This window comes from Pseudomonas paeninsulae, from assembly GCF_035621475.1.
GTDB classification, from domain to species: Bacteria; Pseudomonadota; Gammaproteobacteria; order Pseudomonadales; family Pseudomonadaceae; genus Aquipseudomonas; species Aquipseudomonas paeninsulae.
This window is the reverse complement of sequence record NZ_CP141799.1, coordinates 3,562,225-3,583,214: the sequence shown is the minus strand read 5'-3', so window position 1 is coordinate 3,583,214 and position 20,990 is coordinate 3,562,225. Positions and strand designations below refer to the sequence as shown.

General features: G+C 59.6%; 23 protein-coding genes. 6 read left to right on the top strand and 17 right to left on the bottom strand.

Features of this window, described 5'->3' with window-relative positions:
* Positions 1 to 412 precede the first annotated feature (412 nt).
* The gene (locus VCJ09_RS16490; protein WP_324731213.1) at positions 413 to 1,537 is read right to left on the bottom strand and encodes a glutathione S-transferase family protein; all 1,125 of its coding nucleotides are present in this window, start codon (positions 1,535 to 1,537) and stop codon (positions 413 to 415) included.
* 171 nt (positions 1,538 to 1,708) lie between these two features.
* Here VCJ09_RS16490 and VCJ09_RS16485 point away from each other — a divergent pair, with 171 nt between their 5' ends.
* Complete coding sequence (locus VCJ09_RS16485; RefSeq protein ID WP_324731212.1) at positions 1,709 to 2,773, top strand: helix-turn-helix transcriptional regulator; 1,065 nt, start codon at positions 1,709 to 1,711, stop codon at positions 2,771 to 2,773.
* A 226-nt stretch (positions 2,774 to 2,999) separates the two neighbouring features.
* Here VCJ09_RS16485 and VCJ09_RS16480 read toward each other — a convergent pair whose 3' ends face one another.
* The 15 genes from VCJ09_RS16480 to VCJ09_RS16410 form a co-directional block, all read right to left on the bottom strand.
* Positions 3,000 to 3,833, bottom strand: a complete 834-nt coding sequence (locus tag VCJ09_RS16480; RefSeq protein ID WP_324731211.1) for an enoyl-CoA hydratase/isomerase family protein — start codon at positions 3,831 to 3,833, stop codon at positions 3,000 to 3,002.
* Positions 3,834 to 3,860: 27 nt separating this feature from the next.
* A complete protein-coding gene (locus tag VCJ09_RS16475; protein WP_324731210.1) occupies positions 3,861 to 4,181 on the bottom strand; it encodes an AMP-binding enzyme in 321 nt (106 codons plus the stop codon).
* The gene (locus VCJ09_RS16470) at positions 4,178 to 5,755 is read right to left on the bottom strand and encodes an AMP-binding protein (protein WP_324731209.1); all 1,578 of its coding nucleotides are present in this window, start codon (positions 5,753 to 5,755) and stop codon (positions 4,178 to 4,180) included. Before VCJ09_RS16470 ends, VCJ09_RS16475 begins: the two co-directional genes overlap by 4 nt.
* 80 nt (positions 5,756 to 5,835) lie before the next feature.
* Entirely contained in the window at positions 5,836 to 6,675 is an 840-nt protein-coding gene (locus VCJ09_RS16465; RefSeq protein ID WP_324731208.1) for an SDR family oxidoreductase, read from the bottom strand.
* 21 nt (positions 6,676 to 6,696) lie between these two features.
* Complete coding sequence (locus VCJ09_RS16460) at positions 6,697 to 6,846, bottom strand: hypothetical protein (protein ID WP_324731207.1); 150 nt, start codon at positions 6,844 to 6,846, stop codon at positions 6,697 to 6,699.
* Positions 6,821 to 7,054, bottom strand: coding sequence for an SDR family NAD(P)-dependent oxidoreductase (locus tag VCJ09_RS16455; protein ID WP_324731206.1), 234 nt, complete (start codon positions 7,052 to 7,054; stop codon positions 6,821 to 6,823). The genes VCJ09_RS16460 and VCJ09_RS16455 overlap by 26 nt, the downstream gene beginning before the upstream one ends.
* 16 nt (positions 7,055 to 7,070) lie before the next feature.
* A complete protein-coding gene (locus VCJ09_RS16450; RefSeq protein WP_324731205.1) occupies positions 7,071 to 7,241 on the bottom strand; it encodes a hypothetical protein in 171 nt (56 codons plus the stop codon).
* Between the two features lie 3 nt (positions 7,242 to 7,244).
* Positions 7,245 to 7,409: a hypothetical protein gene (locus VCJ09_RS16445; RefSeq protein WP_324731204.1), complete on the bottom strand. Its 165-nt coding sequence runs from the start codon at positions 7,407 to 7,409 to the stop codon at positions 7,245 to 7,247.
* 23 nt (positions 7,410 to 7,432) lie between these two features.
* Positions 7,433 to 7,603, bottom strand: coding sequence for an SDR family NAD(P)-dependent oxidoreductase (locus VCJ09_RS16440; protein WP_324731203.1), 171 nt, complete (start codon positions 7,601 to 7,603; stop codon positions 7,433 to 7,435).
* A gap of 65 nt (positions 7,604 to 7,668) precedes the next feature.
* Positions 7,669 to 8,907: a thiolase family protein gene (locus tag VCJ09_RS16435; RefSeq protein WP_324731202.1), complete on the bottom strand. Its 1,239-nt coding sequence runs from the start codon at positions 8,905 to 8,907 to the stop codon at positions 7,669 to 7,671.
* A 36-nt stretch (positions 8,908 to 8,943) separates the two neighbouring features.
* A complete protein-coding gene (locus VCJ09_RS16430) occupies positions 8,944 to 9,318 on the bottom strand; it encodes a hypothetical protein (RefSeq protein WP_324731201.1) in 375 nt (124 codons plus the stop codon).
* 38 nt (positions 9,319 to 9,356) lie between these two features.
* Entirely contained in the window at positions 9,357 to 10,151 is a 795-nt protein-coding gene (locus VCJ09_RS16425; protein ID WP_324731200.1) for an SDR family NAD(P)-dependent oxidoreductase, read from the bottom strand.
* A gap of 69 nt (positions 10,152 to 10,220) precedes the next feature.
* On the bottom strand, positions 10,221 to 11,777 hold the full coding sequence (locus VCJ09_RS16420; protein WP_324731199.1) for an AMP-binding protein: 1,557 nt from the start codon (positions 11,775 to 11,777) through the stop codon (positions 10,221 to 10,223).
* 21 nt (positions 11,778 to 11,798) lie between these two features.
* Positions 11,799 to 12,932 (bottom strand): saccharopine dehydrogenase family protein, encoded by a 1,134-nt coding sequence (locus VCJ09_RS16415; RefSeq protein WP_324731198.1) that lies wholly within the window; start codon positions 12,930 to 12,932, stop codon positions 11,799 to 11,801.
* 45 nt (positions 12,933 to 12,977) lie between these two features.
* Positions 12,978 to 14,261 carry an acyl-CoA dehydrogenase family protein gene (locus tag VCJ09_RS16410; protein WP_324731197.1) on the bottom strand — a complete coding sequence of 428 codons (1,284 nt, stop codon included), beginning with the start codon at positions 14,259 to 14,261 and terminating at the stop codon, positions 12,978 to 12,980.
* A gap of 67 nt (positions 14,262 to 14,328) precedes the next feature.
* Here VCJ09_RS16410 and VCJ09_RS16405 point away from each other — a divergent pair, with 67 nt between their 5' ends.
* Positions 14,329 to 15,273 carry a helix-turn-helix domain-containing protein gene (locus VCJ09_RS16405; RefSeq protein WP_324731196.1) on the top strand — a complete coding sequence of 315 codons (945 nt, stop codon included), beginning with the start codon at positions 14,329 to 14,331 and terminating at the stop codon, positions 15,271 to 15,273.
* A gap of 584 nt (positions 15,274 to 15,857) precedes the next feature.
* Positions 15,858 to 16,793, top strand: coding sequence for a GlxA family transcriptional regulator (locus tag VCJ09_RS16400; RefSeq protein ID WP_324731195.1), 936 nt, complete (start codon positions 15,858 to 15,860; stop codon positions 16,791 to 16,793).
* A gap of 197 nt (positions 16,794 to 16,990) precedes the next feature.
* On the opposite strand, the gene VCJ09_RS16395 is transcribed toward VCJ09_RS16400, so the two are convergent.
* Entirely contained in the window at positions 16,991 to 18,013 is a 1,023-nt protein-coding gene (locus VCJ09_RS16395; RefSeq protein ID WP_324731194.1) for an AraC family transcriptional regulator, read from the bottom strand.
* A 186-nt stretch (positions 18,014 to 18,199) separates the two neighbouring features.
* On the opposite strand from VCJ09_RS16395, the gene VCJ09_RS16390 reads away from it, so the two are divergent.
* The 3 genes from VCJ09_RS16390 to VCJ09_RS16380 are packed head-to-tail and all read left to right on the top strand — an operon-like array spanning position 18,200 to position 20,980.
* The gene (locus VCJ09_RS16390; RefSeq protein ID WP_324731193.1) at positions 18,200 to 19,384 is read left to right on the top strand and encodes an acetyl-CoA C-acyltransferase family protein; all 1,185 of its coding nucleotides are present in this window, start codon (positions 18,200 to 18,202) and stop codon (positions 19,382 to 19,384) included.
* Between the two features lie 20 nt (positions 19,385 to 19,404).
* A complete protein-coding gene (locus VCJ09_RS16385; protein ID WP_324731192.1) occupies positions 19,405 to 20,256 on the top strand; it encodes a 3-hydroxybutyryl-CoA dehydrogenase in 852 nt (283 codons plus the stop codon).
* Positions 20,234 to 20,980: a TetR/AcrR family transcriptional regulator gene (locus VCJ09_RS16380; RefSeq protein WP_324731191.1), complete on the top strand. Its 747-nt coding sequence runs from the start codon at positions 20,234 to 20,236 to the stop codon at positions 20,978 to 20,980. The genes VCJ09_RS16385 and VCJ09_RS16380 overlap by 23 nt, the downstream gene beginning before the upstream one ends.
* Positions 20,981 to 20,990: the final 10 nt, after the last annotated feature.

Sequence of the window (20,990 nt, the reverse complement as noted above, 5' to 3'; positions counted from 1 at the left end):
TCGCCAAAGGTGGGAATACCCAGAGACCGTAACTGGCCATCACTTTTGGGGATCAACACTTGCCGGACCGATGACGGGTAATCGCTCCCCGAACTCATCCGATTCCATAACTTGTACAAATTGGGACCAAGGTTTCCCTCGAAGGACTGGATGCTCTCTCTGTCCACTACAGTATGCGCGCCCAGTCGTTATCGCTCAGCTGGCTTCTGTCGGTCATGGCAAATGCAAAATTCTAGCGCTCTGCTTACGTCAACAGGACCTAGGCCTAGTCATGGCCAAAACAGGCCGCTCGACTGAGGAGCGGCATTGATCCAATGAAATAGTAATTTTCGGTTATTCAGATCGACGACTTTTTCGGAATACTTGCCCGGGGGACACTGTATTCCTTGCACTCAAACTCCATGATTACTCCTTAGTCTGCATCCGTAGCTGTGACCTGCGCTGCGGCAACGCCCACGCGGCGCATGGGGGGTAAGTCGAGCGTGAGCAAGTCGCTTGCGCCAAGGCCATGCAGCCAGTCACGGACAGTGTCCTGATCGGCTTCTGCCATTCTGTTGAACACCTTGAGCATGCGCTGGGCTTGCCAAACTGCATACGCTGGTGCCGGACGGCAATGGGTTGCGCCGGCCATTGGATAGCTCACCTTTTCAAGAAACCGTGGCGGATTCTTGGCATCGAGATCCAGAACTGGGGTTTTGCGCACGGCGTCCGCGCAGGCGGCGATAAAATGAATCATCTCGTCGACGATGGAGCCTAATGCGGTCTGCAGGGTTTCCGGCAGACGGTCGTCAGCGAAGAATTCGCCATCCGTTGAAGTGGCTGGGTCGAACATGCGTGCTATCCAGGCAGCAACATGTGGTCGGCTATCTATAAAGTCGCGCTTGGACAACGGGTCGCGACCGATATGGGCATACAGCGGGCCGATCAAACCGTAATCGCCAAGGGATGGGCGAGTGCCGAAGAGAAATTTGTGCTGGGCAAAATGTGCCTCAAGCCCGTCGAGCTGAACATGCGCAAAACGGCAGAGCACCTCCGTCATGTCGGCACCGAACCCGGCCTTCTCGGTGAATCCGCTCATCATGTTAGCGATCCTGTTGCCAGCCAATTCCTGCAAAAAACGTGGCCACCCCGGCAGCATGCCGGCACCGATCTCTTGCACAAACAGCGGTCTGTGCTCAGGCCGGCTCCAGCGGGTGCTCATGGCGACGGGCAGCCAGAACTCGTCTCCCCAAAGTTCGAACAGATAGGCGGCAAAGCGCAATACAGGCGAAGCGGGCACGGCGGGTTGCGCCGGAAAACGTTGTTCGAGCAGATCAATGATTAGGCTACTGTCCTGTAGCCACGCACCCTCTGGCGAGCGAACCACGGGCACAACCGAGCAGCCGACCTCGCGTGGAAACTTGACCAGATAGTCCCACGCCGAGGCTTCTTGTTCGCTGAACGGTATTCTCTTGTGCAAGAGGTGGCTGCGCGTTTTCCCCGAGTAATAGGACATTTCCGCGCCATACAGGGTGTAGCTGGCAACCGTCTTGCTCATCGTGACATTCCTCCGGAGTTGTTCTGCCGCAGTGTCGGCGCATTATTTTGACCGGCCGCGGGGTCGAGATAGGTGCTTCACAGGTTCGTTGGGATGCTTGCATTATCTAATCGAAGCGCAAATTAAACCTGTGATTTAAGATCAGTGCTTCGCTTGCAAGGGAGGCCGTATATGGCGCTCTACGAACCAATTTTCCCCGCCCGCTATGCCGCCCCCTTGCTCGACTTTGTGCGCGGCGAACAGCTGAGTCAGTTGCAGCAATCGCTCATTGATTTGGGCATTAATACGGGGGTGTTTGGGCAGGCGGATTACGTTTTGACCATGTCACAGTTCGATACTGTGCTGGCCGCGACAATAGGCTACGTTGGACGTTCCGACCTAGGGTTTGAGCTTGGCAAACGAATCAAGCTTGACCATCACCTGGCGCTCGGAATGCTACTGCGCCAATGCGCCACCTTGGACGCCGTGCTGCGTACCTTATGCCGCTTCTGCCCTCTGATTACGACCTGCTTTTCCTTGCACTATCAGCGCACTACAACCCACGGAGAATACGTCAGCCGCCCTGCGGCCTACATGAGCGCGACGAGCTTGCGGTTTTTTGAAGAGCTTTACGCCGTTTCGTTCCATGTTGAGTGTGCGGCCATGCTCGGCCAGCACCTGCAACCCATTGATACCTATCTCTCGATGGAAGCGCCGCCGCATAAGGCGCGCTATCGCGAACTAAAGCCCGGCCGGTTTTTCTTCGGCGCGCTGGATTTGCCGGCTGTGCGCTTCGTGATTCCTTTAGACATGCTGGATGTGCCACTGGCTCGGCCTAAGGGTGTGGCTGCCGCACTCACGGATACTCCTGACCAGACGCCGTTAGCGGCATCGCCGGCCACCCTGCAGGCGTCGCAGCAGCAATTAAAACGCACGGTTTCCCATCGCGACTGGATTAAGCTGATCCTGCGTGAAGCGGAGAGTTGCCAGCCAACTCGGCACCAGATCGCGGCACTGCTGAATATCAGCCCAGCCACCTTGACGCGCCGACTCGCAACCGAGGGCACCACGTTGCGCGCACTGGGTATCGAGATTCGCCATGAGCGTGCCCTTGCCATGCTCCAAGACCCGACTCAGCACATTACCCAAATTGCCTATCGATTGGGCTATGGCGACGCCACCAATTTCACCCATGCCTTTCGCGCTGTTGCCGGTATCAGCCCCATCAAATACCGGCAACAATCCCAACTCGGCTGAACTACAGAGTGTAGTGGTCTAATGAAACCGGACACCCATTTAGACGAGAATGCTCGCCAGATCGAGGGGTCAGATGACCAAACAACGCCGGCATCCTTGACCTCGTCCTCAAGCGCCTCGCGGGCCAAGTCGTCGAGGCTGCGCTGCATGTGCCGGCCGAACACCGTCATGGCGATGCCGGCGATATAGATGTCACTCATGACGGTACTCCTGATGAGGTGGCGGCTCAGACGCCGGCCAGCGGCGCCCAGATATGGGTAAAGCAGCACTTTTCCACGGCCGCGGTCTGCAGGCCCATGCCCAAGGCGGCGCCCATGCGGCGCTTGGCCGGTTCGCTGTGCACCGATTTGAGGAAGGCCACTTCCTCGTGGTTCAACTCGTCCTCAATGCTGCCGCTGAAGCGTACCGATTCCTTAGCCAGTGCCAGAGCCTCAGCCGGGAAGCCGGCAATACGGTAGGCCAGGCTGCTAACGAACATATCAATCTCGGCCGCTGACAAGGCGCGGTTGAGGTAGCCGTAGCGCTCGGCGACTACGGCGTTGATGTCGCCGCAGCCGAGGATGATTTCCAACGCGCGGGCCTGGCCGATCAGACGTGGCAGGCGCACGGTGCCACCGGCACCTGGGATGATGCCGACGCCCACCTCGGGCTGACCGAACACCGCCCGGCCAATCTCACCGAAGCGCATGTCGCAGGCCAGTGCCAGTTCGCTGCCACCGCCGCGCGCGCGGCCCTGAATCTTGGCGATGCTGACTGTATTGCTGGTGCGCAAGCGGTCGAATACCTGGTTGATCCAGCCCAGGGTTTCCTCGCGCGCCGCCGGCTCGCTGGGCAGAGTGGCGATGGTGCCGAGGTCGGCATGGGCGACGAAGAAGTCCGGGTTGGCACTTTGCAGCACCATCACCTTGATTTCATCGTCCTGTTCAAGCTCGCGGCCGAGACGGTCGAGGTCGATCAGCATGTCCATGTCCAGCAGGTTGATCTCGCCGTGGGACAGGGTGACAAAGGCCACCCCTTTATCGGTACTGACGCTGAGGGTTTTGAAGTTTTCGTAATTCATGGCAATTCTCCGAGATTCAAACAAGGTTCAGATTTTCCGGGTGCTGTCCTGCCAGTACTGGGCGCGCAGGTCTTTCTTCAGCACCTTGCCCACCGGGCTGCGCTGCAGGGACTCGACGAAGTCGACGGTTTTCGGTGACTTGACCGAGCCAAGCTGGTTCTTGCACAGGGTGATCAGTTCTTCGGCCGTGACGCTCTGTCCGGCATTCAGTTCAACTACCGCCTTGACCGCTTCGCCCCACGGGCTGTCGGGCACGCCGATAACTGAGCAGTCTCGCTCCGCCGGGTGGCCCCGAAGCACCTGCTCGACTTCGCTGGGAGACACATTGAAGCCACCACTGATGATCATGTCCTTCTTGCAGTCGGTGATATGCAGGTAGCCTTCGGCGTCGATATGGCCGACATCGCCGGTGTGCAGCCAGCCGTTGATGATGGTTTCTGCGGTTGTTTGTAGTAGCCCCTCATTACCAGGTCACCGCGAACGCAGATCTCGCCGGTTTCACCGCGCGACAGAATCTGCTGGTCGTCGTTCATCATCTCTACCCGGATCAACGGGTCGGGGCGGCCAACTGATGACAGGCGCTCATCCGGGGCGAGTTGGCCATTGATGAAATGGTGGCTGGGCGGCAGGTTGGCGATCGAGGCGGGCGCTTCGGTTTGGCCATAACCGCCGGCCATGATGGGGCCCCACAGTTCGATGGCTTTTTTCAGTTTGTTCACCGACATCGGTGCGGCGCCGTACATCAAGTACTTCACCGAGGAGAAGTCGACTTGGTCGATGCCGGGGATGCCCAGCAGCTTGTAGATCACCGTGGGTGGCAGGAAAAACTCGGTCACCTGGTGCTTGGCCACGGCGCCGAGAATCAACACAGGGTCCGGTTTGGTCACTACTACCACGGTGCCGTCTTGGGCGGTGCAGGGCAGGGTGAGGATGCCGGCGGTATGGGTGATGGGTGCGGCAGCCAGATTGACCGGGTGTTCGGCCGAGTTATAGGCGCAGCTAATCAGCATGTGCGCGCACCAGGTCTGCAGGCTGCGATGGGTGTTCATCACCCCTTTCGGTGCGCCGGTGGTGCCGCCGGTGGGCATCAGGGCGACCACGTCGTCGAGGTCGACCGCTACATTCGGCGCGCTAGTTGGCTGCTCGGCGATCCAGCTGTGCAGGGGAATTGCACCTGGTACGGCTTTGGCGTCACCGTCGATGCAGATCCACAGCTTGATCTTGGGCAGGTGCGGTTGCATCTCGGCGATCACCTCGGCGAAATATTCCTGGAAGAACAGCACCTCGCAATCGAAGGCGTCGAGCAGGTAGTGATTTTCCTCCGCGGCATTGCGTGCGCCAACCGGAATCCAGGTCATGTTGGCGCGCCACTGACCTAGGGTGCAGGCCCAGGCAGTGACGTCGTTCAGGGCCCACACGGCGCCCTTGGTCTGGCTCGGCAAACCGTCGGCCAGCAGTCCGTTGGCGATACGGCAGGTCAGTTCGACGGCAATCTCGGAGAAGGTGTACATGTAGGACATGGACGGCGAGAGCACTAGGCCGGCTTGGCGGTAGAGTTCGCCGAACTGCTCGCGGGCGGCCAAGATATGGGCCTGTTCACCGGTGGTGTCGAGGTAGTGGCAGCCGGCCTTGAGCGCGGCCTCCATGGTGGCTGCGCCGAAACTGACGAAGGGGCCGACGGTATTACACACCACCTTGGCGCCCTTGAAAGCTTGGGTCAGCGACTCGACGTTATGCTCGACCTCGAGAATCTCATAGGTCGCCGACTCCAGGCGCACCACGCGCTCGACCATCATTTCCTGGGTGCGCTTGGCGTTACGCGCAACCGCAGTAAACGGAATGTTTTGGTCGATTAACCAGTCCATGATCAACATGCCGGTGTAGCCGGAAGCGCCATAGACAACAACGGGATATTTGGCCATTTATGTTCTTCTGAATGGGTTCCCTCGGGCGGCGGATTGGTCAGCACGTCACGAGCAGGGCTTGTAGTTACTGAGCGGGACTACTTGATGCCCATGGCGGCCTTGGTCAGCAGGTCGAGGGCGCCGTCGCCCAGTACCCGCGACAAACGCCACAGTGGCGTCAGCGGGTAGCGGGTCTTGGGTCGCTTGGTTTCAATGGCGCGCAAAATGGTCTTGCTGACCAGCTCTGGTGGCGCGCCGTTTTTACCCATCTTGGCGAGAATCGCCGGCATCTTGGCCATGTGGCTGGCATAGGCGGTGGCGGCGAAACGCTGGTCGGCCTCGTGGGATTTTTCCCAGATGGGCGTGCGGATATTGCCCGGCTCGATGGCGATTACCTTGATGCCGAAGATGCCCAGCTCACGGCGCAGGGCGTCGCTGAAGGCTTCCACTGCATGCTTGCTGCCGCCGTAGGCGCCGACGAAGGGAAACACCAGGCCGCCGCTGATGGAGCTGATGTTGATCAGCCGACCCGGCGCGTGGGGGCAGTTTTCCCGTGCGCCGAGCAGCGGCAGAAAGGCCTGGGTTACTTGCAGCAGGCCGAACACGTTGACTTCGAACATCTTGCGCACGTCGTCGACTGGCTCGTACATCAGCGGCGCGGCGCCGGACACCCCGGAGTTGTTGACCAGTGCGCAGAGCCCGGCATCACCAACTTGCTGCTGCACTTGCTCTACGGCGGTGGTGATGGCCTTGGCATCGGTCACATCGAACAACAGTGGGGTGAAGTGTTCGCCTAGGGCTTGCTGCACGCGCTTGGCGTCGGCTGGTTTGCGCACGCTACCGAACACGTGGTAGCCCTGCTTGATCAGATGTTCGGCAGCATCCAGACCGATGCCGGTGGAAACGCCAGTAATCAGTATGTTGGGTCGCTTGTTCATGGTTTGATCGCCAGCAAAAAATTAGAGGGCCCTGCCGAGCAGGCGTGGGTAACTTTCCGGCAGCAGGCGTGCCAGCCAGTCGATGGTTGAGGAACGGCAGCCGGTGAGGATGCGTCGTTTGCCCTGGCGAATGCCGGCGAGAATGTCAGCGGCGCAGCGCTCGGGCGGCATGGGTATCCACCGCCTGGCGGTCGGTGACGTCGAGGCGATACAGACGAACTTCGCTGCTGGCCGGCAGTTGGCTGCGGGTGCGCGCCAGCCCGGCTTCATCGATGTCCGACAGGGCCAGACGTGTGCCCTCGCGGGCCAAGGCTATGGCCAATGCCTGACCGATGCCGGCGCCGGTAATTACCGCGACCTTGTTGTGGACGTTTTTCATGGATGTCTGCTCCGGTTCAGGCGCACTTGCGCGACTTGCTGGCTGCTGCCTTGGGAAATTCCAGCAGCTCCAGTTCGGTCTCCAGATCGAAGCCCTGGCGCGGCGTGCCGATATCCTCGCGGTACTCACCGATCGACCCGACCAGCATGAAGGGCATCGGCATCGGCATCGGCATCGGCATCGGCATCCGTCATTCTTCGGCGCTGCGGCCGGTGCGGCCTATGCCCAGGTAGCGGCCGTCGTCGAGTCGACGTACTTCGTCGAGCATGTGAATGTCGCCGGCATAGTGGTCGAAGGCGCAATACACCAGTTGGAACGACGGTTTGCCGTCGAAGAACGAGGGGCCGATACGCATCAGCATCGGCCAGATGTCGACCTTTAGCCCTTTGCCTTGCTGCCGTTAGGTAGCCGCTTCATGGTTTCGTCGAGGCCTGCACGGTTAATGTCGGACAGTGCGACACGCGCACCGGCCTCTGTCAGTTGGAAGGCCAGCTCCCGGCCAATGCCTGATCCCGCGCCGCTGATGACGACTACTTTGTCTTGGAACATGTCTTTACCTTTATATTTTGTTTTGCATTCCACCAGCACCGAGTGTTGGCCACAGGGGGGCGGAGCTATTTGCTCAGGATGTGGATCGCAACTACCGCTTCCTCTATGCCCTGCAAACCGCCGCCGTTTTCCTGAATCGCATGGCGTGCACCCTCGACCTGGCGTGCGCCAGCCTCGCCGCGCAACTGCGTTACCAGTTCGTAGAGCTGGCCGATGCCGGTGGCGCCGAGCGGATGACCTTTTGATTCCAGGCCGCCCGAGGTGTTGACCGGGATTCGCCCGCCGAGGGTGAATTCGCCACGTTCGGCCGCAGGTCCGCCCATACCTAGTTCAATCAGACCAAGGTTTTCCGCCTGGATAATTTCACCCATGGCCGAGGCGTCGTGCACTTCGGCGACATGCATATCCTGCGGTCCTAGCCCGGCTTGTTCGTAGGCCTGGTTGGAGGCTAGGCGGCCTATATTCAGTTCCGGCTGATCCAGTCTTCGATGAGTGAAGCTGCGAATCACGCTGGCGGATACTTTAATGCAACGGCTCTTATCGGCACCGATACGCTTCAAGCCTTCTTCGGTGCAGAGGATCGCTGCTGCAGCACCATCGGATAGCGGAGCGCACATAGGCAGCGTGATCGGATAGGTGATCGGTGGTGCGGCGAGCACTTCGTCGATGGTGAACGGCTTACGGAATTGCGAGAACGGGTTATGCACCGAATGGGTGTGATTCTTCGCGCACACGGCGGCAATCTGCCGCTGAGTGGTGCCATAGGTCTTCATATGAAAACGGCACAGCGCGGCATAGATTTCCATGAACTTGCTGAATGGCTTGTCCGATTGAGAGCCGGCTGGCGGCTCCACGCCTTCGCCCATCTTTACCAAGGTTTGGTAGTTTTCTTCGGCGCGGGACACATCCCAGCCGGCTTCGAAAATCGAAAAGGCTTTTACCTTGTCAGGGATGTTCATCTTTTCTGCACCGATGGCCAAGGCTACATCGGTACTGCCGGCCTTGAGACTTTGCACCGCCAGGTTGAAGGCGGTGCTGCCCGAGGCGCAGGCATTTTCCACGTTGTAGATCGGAATACCTTCGACCCCGATCTTGCTCAGCACTACCTGGCCTGGAATGGCGATCTGACCTTGCAGCGGGCCATTGGTCATGCCGGCATAAAAGGCTGCGCCGAGATCGCGAGTGGTGCAGCCAGCATCCTTCAAGGCACCGCGCAAGGCTTCGCCTGCGAGATCGTCGAGGCTGCGTTCAAAATGGCGACCGAACACGGTCATGGCGATACCGGCAATATAGATAGTGCTCATGGCGGGGCTCCTGAGGTTAAACGGATAGAAAGGGATTTACGCCGTACGTTGGTAGTACTCCCAAAACAGCAGAGCAAAAACGATGTCGCCGAAGGCTAGCGTAGGCAGCTGCCATGAGATGTTGCCGGCCAGCCAGTGACCGTAGACAACGGCCGCAACCATGATTTTCAGAGCCAAGCCCAGCAGAATGAAGGGGCGATAGCGCACGGGATCGCGGGCAATCATCCAGTAGGCCCAGCCAAACGCCACAATCATGCCAAAGACGATCTGAGAAAACATCAAAGCAACTGGATTCAGCTCAAAGCCCATCAGTGCAGTCATCGGCCCTGGAGCGAGCAGGAAGGGCAGGCCGGCCAAAACGTTGAAGATTGCCCCGGACTTGAATAACAAGCGTGTTTGACTGGGTGACATGGCTATTTCTCGTATCAATCAAGGTTAATCGGAAATGATCAGGCCAGGTGTTTCATCAAGGTCGGATAGAAGTTTGGAAACAGGCGGGTCATCCAGAAAATCGTTCTGGATTTGTTACCGGTGAGGATGCGTTTGTGGCCTTTACGCAGCCCGTTGATGATGTCGGCTGCGCACTCGTCGGGCGAGGTTTTCAGCATCTTTCCGGCGTTGGCTGAGAACGTGGCCTCATCAACGCCGGCGGCCTTGACCCGGCGTCCGGCTTTTTCGATGTTGGTTTTGATTCCGCCGGGGTGTACGCACACGGCGCGCACGCCGCTGCCTTCAAGCTCTTGCCAGAGGCATTCGGTCAGGCCGCGAACGGCAAACTTCGACATGTTGTAGGCGCTTTGTGTAGGAAAGGCGATCAGGCCAAATACGCTGGATATATTGACGATGCAGCCTTCGCGCTGGGCCTGCATCATCGGCAGAAACGCCTTGGTGCCGTACAGCACGCCCCACATATTGATGCCGAGCTGCCATTCAAATTCTTCAATCGAGCTGTTGGCGACAGTGCCAACCAGGGTGGCTCCGGCATTGTTGATGATGAAATGGGCGGTGCCGAAATCGGTTTTTACCTCCTCCGCATGGGCTTGGAAGGCGGCCCATGAGGAGGCGTCCAGCGGATAGCCCTGGGCTTTACAGTTGCTGGGTAGCGATTTCAGGGTTTCTTCTAGGCCAGCCATATTGATGTCGGACAGCGCCAACCGTGCGCCGGCGGCGCCCAGTTGTTGTGCCAGTGCCCGGCCGATACCCGAGCCAGCACCCGTGATGACTACGACTTTATTGGTGAACATAATTTTATTTTCCTTGTTAGGCCTTGCTTGCCTTGCAGGGCTCGGTTGAAAGTCGTCGCCAGCGCGGCTTTAGATCTTACGGTCAGCCTTGTCCCAGTATTGTTGGCGCAGGTCTTTCTTCAAGACCTTGCCGACCGGACTGCGTGGCAGTAAGTCAATAAAATCGACGGTTTTCGGCGCCATCACACTGCCCAGCTTCTCTTTGCACAGGGCAATAATTTCCTCAGCGCTGACGCTTTGTCCGGCATTCAGCTCGATCACGGCCTTAACCGCTTCGCCCCACTTTTCATCGGGTACGCCGATCACGGCGCAGTCCTGTACGGCCGGATGGCCCCAGATCACTTGCTCGACTTCGCTGGGGTACACATTGAAGCCACCACTGATGATCATGTCCTTCTTGCGGTCGGTGATATGCAGGTAGCCTTCGGCGTCGATATGGCCGACATCGCCGGTGTGCAGCCAGCCGTTGATGATGGTTTCCGCAGTTTTCTCCGGCTGTTTGTAATAACCCTTCATCACCAGATCGCCGCGTACACAGATCTCGCCGGTTTCACCGCGGGGCAGGATCTGCTGGTCGTCGTTCATCATCTCTACCCGGATCAACGGGTTGGGGCGGCCTACCGAGGACAGGCGTTCGTCCGAGCCAAGTTGGCCATTGATGAAGTGATGGCTGGGCGGCAGGTTGGCGATCGAGGCGGGTGCTTCGGTTTGGCCATAACCGCCGGCCATGATGGGGCCCCACAGTTCGATGGCTTTTTTCAGTTTGTTCACCGACATCGGTGCGGCGCCGTACATCAGGTACTTCACCGAGGAGAAGTCGACTTGGTCGATGCCGGGGATGTCCAGCAGCTTGTAGATTACCGTGGGTGGCAGGAAAAACTCGGTCACCTGGTGCTTGGCCACGGCGGCGAGAATCAGCGCCGGATCGGGCTTAGTCACCACCACTACGGTGCCGCCTTGGGCGGTGCAGGGCACGGCCAGCAAGCCGGCAGTGTGGGTCATGGGGGCCGCGGCCAGATTCACCGGGCGCTCATCTGCCGAGTAAGGGCAGGCCAACATAAAGTGGGCGATAAAGGTCTGGGTGCTGCGGTGGGTATTCATCACGCCTTTGGGCATGCCGGTGGTGCCGCCGGTGGGCGACAGCATCACCATGTCGTCCATGTCGAAGGGTACTTCAGGGCGGCTGGTAGGCTGATCGGCACTCCAGGCTGCCAGTGATGGGGCATCTGCCTGATCGGCATCGATGCAGATCCAGTGTTTGATCTTCGGCAGTCGTGGCCGCAAATCAGCAATAATTGAGGCGAAATAGCTTTGGTAGAACATTACATCGCAATCAAACGCATCAAGGATGTAATGGTTTTCTTCCACTGAGTTGCGCGCGTTGACCGGTATCCAGCACATGTTGGCGCGCCACAGACCTAGGGTGCAGCCCCAGGCCGTGACATCGTTGGTCGACCACACGGCACCTTTGGTTTCTTTCGGCAGGCCTAGCGCCAGCAACTTGTTGGCGATGCGGCAAGATAGCTCGCCCACTTCGTTGAACGAGTAGCTGCGTTCGTCCTGGATGTAGGCGACACCTTCAGGGTTAATCGCCCAACCGCGGTCGTAGAAATCAATGATAGCCATGTGGTTGTCCTCGGTCGGTAATTAGAGCTGGGTTACGGTGGCGCGTGCCAGGCCGCGCTGCTCAAGGAAGCCGAGCAGGTAGCGGTGACCCATGGCTTTACACGCCGAGGCGAAGCCGACCTTGTTGGTTTCACCATCGATCAGCTTGATCGCGGTAGCCACTTGCAGTGCGCCGGTGGAGATGTACGGCGTAACGCCGTGCACTGTGGCGCGCACAGCGGCCAGATTGCCGCGACCGATTGCGATGTCTACCGAACGCTGGATTGTGGTGCGCTCGCGTGGTGGCATCGACGGGGTTGTAGAGTCGACCACGCTTTTGATGATGGCGTCCTGTTGTTCCTTGGGTAGGTCCTTGTACTCGGCTTCCCATTTCTGATTGAAGCCGTGGACCATCTGCATCACGTTGTTGTCGTAGAAGCCAACCGAGGAGATGCAGCTGCGTACGCGTGGATCGCTCTCATAGAACACCGGCAAGGAGGTACCGCCCCATGGCAGGGAGAACACAGGCTGCACAAATTCCGGGGTAACCACGTTGAACGAGGCATCTACCGCATGGGTAGTCAGTTGGTTTTCCCACAGGTAGTGTTGTTTGCTGCGGGCCATTTCGAAGATCGAAGCAGTCGAGCCGACGGTTACGCCAGCCCCGGCATTACGCGGGCCACGGCCGATGGTAGCGGTTTCCAGGGCATCGACGCCTTCGGTCTCTAGCGCCAGTTCTGCCGCGATTTCGGCAAAGGTGTACATGTAGGAGGTCGACGGCGCGAGCAGCAAGCCAGCCTGGCGATAGTCCTCACCAAACTTGTCGCGCATATCCAGCATGTAACCCTGTTCGCCAGTGGTATCTAGGTAGTGGCAGCCGGCTTTGAGGGCGGCTTCAACAGCAATAGCGCCGAAGTGCACAAACGGGCCAACGGTATTACACACAACCTTGGCGCCGGTGAAGGCTTTGATCAGCGCTTCGACGTTGTGCTCGGCTTCGATGATTTCGTACTTGGCGCTTTCCAGACGCACTACGCGCTGGGCCATCATTTCCTGGGTGCGCTTGGCATTGCGCGCAACACAGGTGAAAGGGATGTTCTGGTCGATCAACCAGTCCATGGTGAGCATGCCGGTGTAGCCACTGGCGCCATAGACAACTACGGGGTATTTAGCCATTTTCGGGTATCCCTTGTTTTGAGGTTACTGGGGAGGCTGGAGGAGTCAGTTCTGTGACCAGCCCTCGGCATAAAGCTGTTGGCACAACAGGCCAACGCGCATGGTGATGATGGTGTTCTCGCCGTCTTCGATCATCGCGGAGCGGGCATCGCGGAAGATCTTTTCAATCGGGTATTCGCGTGAGGTGCCAGCGCCGCCGAACAGTTGCAGCGCTTCGCTTGCGACCTTCATGCATTCTTCGGTGACGGTCACCTTGGCCGAGGCCGTGGCGTAGGGGTGGGTCTGCGGCGACAGGCGTGCATAGGCGAGCGAGCGGCGCGCCACGCCGCGTGCCAGTTCGACGCGGCGCATCATGTCGCCCAGGCGGTAGCGAGTGAGTTGATGATCGATCAGCAACTGGCCGCCTTGCTTGCGCTCATGGCAATACTGCAAGGCCATTTCGAAGGCCGAGCGAGCGACGCCGGTAAACATCTGCGACATATGCGTGCCGGCGTAGGACCAGGCCGAGGACTGATTGCCGTAGTACTGATCTTTCAGAGCGATGGCAAAACGTAGCGGCACTTTCACGTTGTCGAAATAAATTTCACCTTGTGGCAGCGCACGCTGGCCGATCTTTTCCAGCGGCTTGCCACGCGAAATACCGGGCAGGTCGAGCGGGATGATCACCGCCACCCCGTGCGGCCTGCCATCGGCATCGAAGTAGCCGTCGCCGTAGTCGGCAGCGATATAGCCGAGTGCGACTTGCGCCACTGGGCCGTTGGAGACCCAGGCCGAGCACTGGCCATTGATAACGATTTCGTCCTTGCCTACTTTGGCGGTGACATTGCCCTTGTTGCCCACTTGTCCCTGCGGCCATTCGCGCTTCATGTCGTAGACCATGATGTCGCTGCCCTTGTCCGGATGAGTGATCATCCAGCAGCCGATCTTGCCGGTGCAGAGCTCGACCAGTTCCTGGTTGCCGGCGGCCATTGCCATCTGCAAGGGGAAGCCGGCGACAGCCAGTGAAGTGCCCAGGCCAGCATCGCCCCAGCCCATTTCCTCGCCTATCAGCGATTCAAGGCGAACTGCGACGTCTGGTTCGAACTGAGAGAAGAGGGCTGGATCAAGGCCGAGCTTGGCGGCTTCCTGAAACACAGCCCAGAATGGCGAGCCCTGCGCGCAAACATCTGCAGCGCTCATTTTGTCGAGCTCTTGGCCGATTGGTCGCAGCACGTTCTTGGCGAACTGGTGCACCGTCTGCTGAATTGCGCGCTCTTCTTCACTCAGCGGTGTTTCAAAGCCGGTTAAGCCTACGGCGGGCAATTGCAGGGTGTCGTGTAATTTAATCATTGCGGTTCCTCGCCGGGAGATGGAACGGCCCGCCTTGCGTTTTCGCGGGGGCTTGAACAGGTAGGCAATGATTGTTCTTCCCGGCATCGACAACTCACCTAAAAAGCGGTCATATTTGTCAAAATATGCTCATCTTGAGATGCCGATGAATCCGCAACAGCAAGTACACAAGACGTTAGGTTTGCCGATGGTTGGCGGCGTGGTGTGCGGTGAAATGCCGTTGTATGCGGAGCGCTATTTTCTCCATGAAACCGATCGGATCGTACCGCCCGTTGGTGTCTTGGCCTTGGTCACGCAGTTCGGTGGCTCACGGGTGGAAGAGGGCGCGGGAGGGAAGTTGCGCTCGACATCGCTGCCCTGTGTATCGCTGCTGCTGCCCGCAAGATGTGCAACCCATTGGCACTACTCCGGCAGCGTTGATTTCGCGGTTTTTTACTTCCCCGAGCGTACTGACGGCGTTTTCCAGCAGTTGCGCGAACTCTGCGCTGGCGTGCAGGCACCGTTGCCTTTCAGTGATGCCTTGGTGAGCGCTGCTGCCCGGCAACTGATGGATGAACTGAATCAGGGGGGGAAGGCTGATCAGGGCTTTATGGCAAGGTTGGCCGCGGTCATGCTTGAGCAGGTGTGCCGGGCGCTGCGGGCTGACGTGACTGGCGGCATTCATCCGCCGCATATTCAGCTGGCGCGCCTGCATACGGTACTGGCCTTCATCCGCGAGCACCTGGGGCAGGAGCTGTCGATCAACCAGTTGGCAGCACAGGCGGGGGTCAGCCCGGCCCATTTCCGTCGGCTGTTTCAGAGTGCCATGGGTATGCCGCCGCATCGTTATGTGATGAACGCGCGGCTAGAGCGTGCACGTGATCTGCTCATGCAAACCGATCTGCCTATTCTGCACATCGCCCTGGAGTGTGGCTTTAGCTCTCAGAGTCATCTGACTGCGGCATTCAAGGCTGCACATGCGGCTACACCGGCTGAGTATCGAAACCGGACCGGCGGCAGAAGCCGAGCGTAGACCTATGCTCATGTGTTGCTAATGGATGTCAGCGCACGTCTTGGCGATGTTCGCGCAATCAACAGGCTGTTAAGGGCGATCCATCCCACCAGCCGATTGGTCAGAGTGTCGGGGTACAAGTGCAGGGGGCTGCTGGCCAAAGTACTGGCAATGCACTGGCCGTGCGAGATGCCGGTCAGTGCGAAACGTCGTTATGCAAAGGTCTTGAGCGTGGCCTGCGATGCAAGCGCATGCACTTCAATAACGCTAATTTGCAAGTAGCGGGATCGATAAAGAAAAAGGCTCTGTCTGAGTTAGCTGTTGCAGTGATCTAAACTGAACCGTGATATCTCTAAATGCGAGAGGTTGATCATGAAAACGGTTCAGTTCTCACGCTGGATAGCACAGCTCTGTTGGCGCTGATGCGATTTTGACCCAGGCTGCTGATTTCAGCTGACCCATATGCAGTCTCTGAAAACCAGTGCAAGACCATCTCTTGCTGAGTATTCGGGTGGGTCAATGAGTTCCGGCAGCGTGGGTCAAAATCGCATCAGCGCCAACAGTTTGACGACTCTTATGCCTCTGTCATTGGCGGTTTTGCTGACATGTTGCAGGTCGCCAATGCGCATATATCCAAGCAAGGGATGCCTGTGGCCGGGCTATTCGAATGGCATTTCCTTTCAGCGAACGGGCTACCGGTGCGTGCGAGCAACGGGCTTGAGCTGGCCATGCGGCCTTTGCCGAAAACCCACTATTACGATCTGGTTTTTATCCCCAGCCTGCATTACCGCGGCTGGCAGAGTTTCCTGCGCTTCCTGGAAAGTCAGGCGACTGTGCGTGACTGGCTGATTAAGCAATGGCGACACGGCGCATGGCTTTGTGCAAATTGCACGGGCACCTTTTTGCTTGCCGATACAGGTTTGCTCGATAACAAAGTTGCCACGACCACATGGTGGCTGGAGGGGCATTTCCGCGAGCGATTTCCACTCGTCGATCTACAAATGCGGCCGCTGGTCACTGAGTCTGAACGCTTGGTGTGTGGTGGCGCCCATGCCACCTTTTTGCTGCAAACCGTGCATGTACTCAACGTGTTTGCCGGAAAGTCGATCGCCATGCAGTGCGCTCGCAGCATGCTGGTTGATTTGACCCAAACGACGCAGACGCCCCTGCGGCCGCTTATCGCCGACAAGAGCCACAATGATCCCTTGGTACAACGCGCACAGAAGTGGCTGCAGGATCACTTGGCGGAACAGGTACGCATGACCGATGTGGCACAGAAGCTGGCAGTCAGCGAACGCACCTTGATACGCCGCTTCAATACGGTGCTTGAGCAGTCACCGCTAACCTATTTACAGAACTTACGCATCGACACGGCGCGGGCGCTGCTGGAGGCCGGAGACTTGAGCACCGAGCAAATTGCTCAATATGTTGGCTACAGCGACGTCAGCTCGTTTTCGCGCCTGTTTCGTGAACGAGTTGGATTCACGCCGGGTGCCTATCGAGCCCGATTTCAGTTGCTGGAGCCACATGAGCTGCAATGACTTCTTGGGGAGGCAGATTGGGTTGCGCCGGACTACATTTTTTCTGACGTGCAATGATGCTAAGCAATTACCGCCACAGGGCCTTCGTGAACGGGCCAGTAGGCGAGTTTACTCGCAGCGACTTGGTGCTGTGAGCTGGAGCATAGCCGCGCAGAGATTTCTGGACGGCTTGCGATGGCGCAGGCAAAGGTTCATTGCTAGTCGGCTTGATTGGTCAGGCGCTTGTCCATCCTGAAGTGCCCCGGGCTCTTTCCGGTCCATTGCTTGAACGCTCGGTGAAAGGCACTGGCCTCGCGGAAACCAGCCCTCTCGGCGATCGCGGCGATACTCAGGTCGGTGTTGCGCAAGCACTCGAAGGCGATGGCGCGGCGCACCTCGTCTTTCAGCTCCTGAAAGGAGAAACCCTCTCGTTGCAGCTGGCGGCGGAAGCTGGCGATGCTCAGCGCGCGGTCCTCGGCCATGTCAGCCAGGGTAGGCCACTGCTCGTAGCGACAATCACGCAGCTGTTTATAGACTTCGGCGCTCAGTCCCTGGCGGTTACTGAAGCGCACGATCAGCCATTTTGGTGAGGTGCGCAGGAAGGCTTTCAATGTCGCCAGATCCTGTACCAACGGCAGGTCGAGATAGCTGGCGGCAAACTCGATTTCGCTATGGGCTGCCTCGAAGGTCAGGTTTTGCCCCCAAAATAGATGGTCGTCGCCATGCTCTGGTTGCGGATGGGAGAATTGCGAACGGTCAATCGGAATGCGCCGACCCGCCAGCCAGCACAGCAGGCCAAACACCACTGTCAGGTAGATTTCCTCGGCGACGCTACGCGCGAGCGGATCTGGCTGGAGATTGTGCAGGCGGATCACGGCGCGGTCGCCGCGAACAGTCAAGTGACTGCGGATATCTCGCAAGAACAGGCCGAGGCTATTCAGGCACTGGCGCAGCGCTTGGCCGAGGTTGTTCGCCTGGATGAGGCCGCGGCAGATCAGGGCAAAGCTGCCTTGGGGCATGCCGTGCGAATCATGGCCGAGGAACTCGTCGTCCAGGTCCTCGGCAACGGCCAGCCACAACTTGGCGAGCTGCGAGGCAGCGACCCGTGCCTTGGGGTCTTGCAGCAGCGGCTCGGTAATGCCCGCCTGGGCCAGCAACTGTGCACTGCGCCGCGGGTTGTCGCGCATCCCGTAGAGGGCGGCGCGAACGAAATACACGGCCACCGAGTCCTTCTCTTGCATAACGTTCGCTCGCTACGGGTCAGTTGCCAAGGGTTGCAAAAAGTATCAGGCAAATCGGTCATTTTCGGCATAGGCCGGCATTGCGCGGCTCTCTAAACTAATTCACGCATAAACCGGGCGTCGCCACCGCTGGCGCGCCGCGCATGCATCAGTCGCATCTCAATACCGCCGAACCGGAGCCGCCTCATGCCAAATCCCGAAGTCTATATCGTCAGCGCTGTCAGAACTGCAATCGGCTCCTTCGGCGGTACGCTCAAGGATACTCCGCCATGCGAACTCGCCACGACCGCAGTCAGCGCCGCCCTGCAGCGCAGCGGTTGTGCTGCCGAGCGTGTCGGTCATGTGGTGATGGGCAATGTCATTCCCACCGAGACGCGCGATGCCTATCTCGCCCGGGTTGCGGCAATGAATGCCGGTATCCCCAAGGAAACCCCCGCGTTTAACGTCAATCGCCTGTGCGGTTCCGGCCTGCAGGCGATCATCTCGGCGGCGCAAAGCCTGCTGCTGGGCGACTGCGAGATTGCCATTGGCGGCGGTGCCGAATCCATGAGCCGCGGCCCCTATCTGTTGCCGGGGGCGCGCTGGGGTGGGCGCATGGGTGACATGCAGGCCATCGACTACATGCTCGGCATCCTCCACGATCCGTTCCAGCGCATGCACATGGGCATTACCGCCGAGAACATCGCCGAGTTGCATGGCATCAGCCGCGCAGACCAGGACGCACTTGCGCTGGTCAGTCAGCAGCGGGCGGCGCGCGCCATCGCCGAAGGGCGTTTCGCCGGACAGATCGTGCCGGTTGAGATCAAGACGCGTAAAGGCACGCAGTTGTTCGAGGTCGACGAGCATGTTCGCGGTGATAGTTCGATCGAGCAACTGGCGGGCATGCGCACCGCGTTCAAGCAGGGCGGCACGGTCACCGCCGGCAACGCCTCGGGACTCAACGATGGCGCGGCGGCGGTGGTTCTGGCCACTGGCGCGGCGGTGCAGGCCGATAACCTGCGCCCGCTGGCGCGCCTGGTCAGCTACGCACATGCCGGTGTCGATCCGATGTTGATGGGGCTGGGGCCGATCCCGGCCACCCGCCTGGCCCTGCAACGCGCCGGTCTCAAGGTATCGGATCTGGACGTGATCGAGTCCAACGAAGCCTTTGCCGCCCAGGCCTGCGCCGTGGCCCGCGAACTCGACTTCGACCCGGCCAGGGTCAACCCGAACGGCTCGGGCATCTCCCTCGGCCACCCGGTCGGCGCCACCGGGGCGATCATCGTCACCAAGGCCATCCACGAACTGCATCGCACCCAGGGCCGTTATGCCCTGGCGACCATGTGCATCGGCGGTGGCCAGGGTATCGCCGCGATCTTCGAGCGCGTTTGAGCAGGCAGGAGAGCACGATTATGAGCGACGAACTTGTCGGCGTCATCGGCGGCGGCATCATGGGCAGTGGTATTTCCCAGGTGTGCGCCCTGGCAGGGTTGTCCGTCGCGCTGGTGGACCTATCCGCAGCCGCCCTGGCCAAGGCCGTGGCGCGCATCGATCGCGGCCTTGGCCGGCAGGTGGGCAAGGGCACGCTGACCGAGCAGCAGCGTGCCGCCGCGCTGGGGCGCATCGGCACCAGTACCGACTATGCCAGCCTCGGCGACGCCAGCTTGGTGATCGAGGCGGCCACCGAGAATCTCGAGCTGAAGCTGCGCATTCTCAAGCAGATCGGCGAGCAGGTCGGCAGCGAGGCGATCATTGCCAGCAACACCTCGTCGTTGTCGATCAGTCAGTTGGCGGCCGTTGTCAGTCATCCCGAGCGCTTTATCGGCCTGCATTTCTTCAATCCGGTGCCGGTCATGAGCCTGGTGGAAGTGATTCGCGGGCTGGCCACCGCCGAGTCTTTTCATGCCCGCACCCTGGCGTTCGCCGAGCGCATCGGTAAAACCGCGATCAGCGCCGGCAACCGGCCTGGGTTCGTGGTCAACCGGATTCTGGTGCCGATGCTCAACGAAGCCATTTTCACCCTGCAGGAAGGCCTGGCCAGTGCCGAGGACATCGACACCGGCATGCAGCTCGGTTGTGGCCAGCCCATGGGACCGCTGGCGCTGGCCGACCTGATCGGCCTGGATACCCTGCTGGCGGTCTTGGAGTCCTTCCAGCAGGGCTTCGGTGATCCAAAATACCGCCCGGCTCCCTTGCTCAAGGAACTGGTGGCGGCGGGGCGCCTGGGGCGCAAGAGTGGCCATGGTTTTTATCGCTATGACTGAGCGGCCGACGTCTCGCGGCCTGCTGCCGGAGGTCGTAGGCATGGGTAACCGGCGGTTGCTGGCCTGTGAGGGCGACGAAACGCCAGCCGGGGCGCCGCTGACGCGCATCGAGCAGATCCGCGCTCAGGCGCTGGAACTGTTCGCCCGGCGCGGCTTCGGTCAGGTCAGCATGCGCGAGCTGGGTCTGCATGTGGGTATCGGTGCGGGCTCCCTGTATCACCATTTCGCCAGCAAGGAACAGCTGTTGTTCGAGCTGATCGAAGAGCTGTACGAAGATCTGCTCGAGGCGGTCGTGATGACCGCAACGGGGTCGCCCACGAGCAGCCTGCGGGCTTTGCTGCACGCGCATATTGACCTGCATGAACAGCGGCGGCTGCATTTCCTGATGGCCGAGCAGGAGTCACGCTGCCTGTCCGCGGAGTATCAGCAGCAGGTCCGGCAGATGCGCGCCAGCTATGAAGACAAGTTCTTGCTTCGCTTGCAGGCGGCAGGCGCCGCCGCGCCGATGCCGATGCTCAAGGCCACCGTCAAAGGGCTGGTGGCCTGGCTGAACAGCTTGCCGGGCTGGAGCGAGGACTGCGCCTTGCCCGCCGAGCAGATGCGCGCCTTGGTCATCGCTATGGCCCAGGGCGCGTTGTCCGGGGTGCTCAAACCATCGCAGCCGTGGCTGGATAGCGCCATCGTGGTGCCGTTGCGGCTGGCTGACGCGGCCTCGCAAGACTGATTTTCCATCA

Coding starts and splice junctions, on each gene's coding strand:
- VCJ09_RS16490 (WP_324731213.1), bottom strand. CDS start 1,537: ATGAGCAAGACGGTTGCCAGCTACACCCTGTATGGCGCGGAAATGTCC.
- VCJ09_RS16485 (WP_324731212.1), top strand. CDS start 1,709: ATGGCGCTCTACGAACCAATTTTCCCCGCCCGCTATGCCGCCCCCTTG.
- VCJ09_RS16480 (WP_324731211.1), bottom strand. CDS start 3,833: ATGAATTACGAAAACTTCAAAACCCTCAGCGTCAGTACCGATAAAGGG.
- VCJ09_RS16475 (WP_324731210.1), bottom strand. CDS start 4,181: ATGATCATCAGTGGTGGCTTCAATGTGTCTCCCAGCGAAGTCGAGCAG.
- VCJ09_RS16470 (WP_324731209.1), bottom strand. CDS start 5,755: ATGGCCAAATATCCCGTTGTTGTCTATGGCGCTTCCGGCTACACCGGC.
- VCJ09_RS16465 (WP_324731208.1), bottom strand. CDS start 6,675: ATGAACAAGCGACCCAACATACTGATTACTGGCGTTTCCACCGGCATC.
- VCJ09_RS16460 (WP_324731207.1), bottom strand. CDS start 6,846: ATGCCGCCCGAGCGCTGCGCCGCTGACATTCTCGCCGGCATTCGCCAG.
- VCJ09_RS16455 (WP_324731206.1), bottom strand. CDS start 7,054: ATGAAAAACGTCCACAACAAGGTCGCGGTAATTACCGGCGCCGGCATC.
- VCJ09_RS16450 (WP_324731205.1), bottom strand. CDS start 7,241: ATGCCGATGCCGATGCCGATGCCGATGCCGATGCCCTTCATGCTGGTC.
- VCJ09_RS16445 (WP_324731204.1), bottom strand. CDS start 7,409: ATGCGTATCGGCCCCTCGTTCTTCGACGGCAAACCGTCGTTCCAACTG.
- VCJ09_RS16440 (WP_324731203.1), bottom strand. CDS start 7,603: ATGTTCCAAGACAAAGTAGTCGTCATCAGCGGCGCGGGATCAGGCATT.
- VCJ09_RS16435 (WP_324731202.1), bottom strand. CDS start 8,907: ATGAGCACTATCTATATTGCCGGTATCGCCATGACCGTGTTCGGTCGC.
- VCJ09_RS16430 (WP_324731201.1), bottom strand. CDS start 9,318: ATGTCACCCAGTCAAACACGCTTGTTATTCAAGTCCGGGGCAATCTTC.
- VCJ09_RS16425 (WP_324731200.1), bottom strand. CDS start 10,151: ATGTTCACCAATAAAGTCGTAGTCATCACGGGTGCTGGCTCGGGTATC.
- VCJ09_RS16420 (WP_324731199.1), bottom strand. CDS start 11,777: ATGGCTATCATTGATTTCTACGACCGCGGTTGGGCGATTAACCCTGAA.
- VCJ09_RS16415 (WP_324731198.1), bottom strand. CDS start 12,932: ATGGCTAAATACCCCGTAGTTGTCTATGGCGCCAGTGGCTACACCGGC.
- VCJ09_RS16410 (WP_324731197.1), bottom strand. CDS start 14,261: ATGATTAAATTACACGACACCCTGCAATTGCCCGCCGTAGGCTTAACC.
- VCJ09_RS16405 (WP_324731196.1), top strand. CDS start 14,329: ATGATTGTTCTTCCCGGCATCGACAACTCACCTAAAAAGCGGTCATAT.
- VCJ09_RS16400 (WP_324731195.1), top strand. CDS start 15,858: ATGTTGCAGGTCGCCAATGCGCATATATCCAAGCAAGGGATGCCTGTG.
- VCJ09_RS16395 (WP_324731194.1), bottom strand. CDS start 18,013: ATGCAAGAGAAGGACTCGGTGGCCGTGTATTTCGTTCGCGCCGCCCTC.
- VCJ09_RS16390 (WP_324731193.1), top strand. CDS start 18,200: ATGCCAAATCCCGAAGTCTATATCGTCAGCGCTGTCAGAACTGCAATC.
- VCJ09_RS16385 (WP_324731192.1), top strand. CDS start 19,405: ATGAGCGACGAACTTGTCGGCGTCATCGGCGGCGGCATCATGGGCAGT.
- VCJ09_RS16380 (WP_324731191.1), top strand. CDS start 20,234: ATGGTTTTTATCGCTATGACTGAGCGGCCGACGTCTCGCGGCCTGCTG.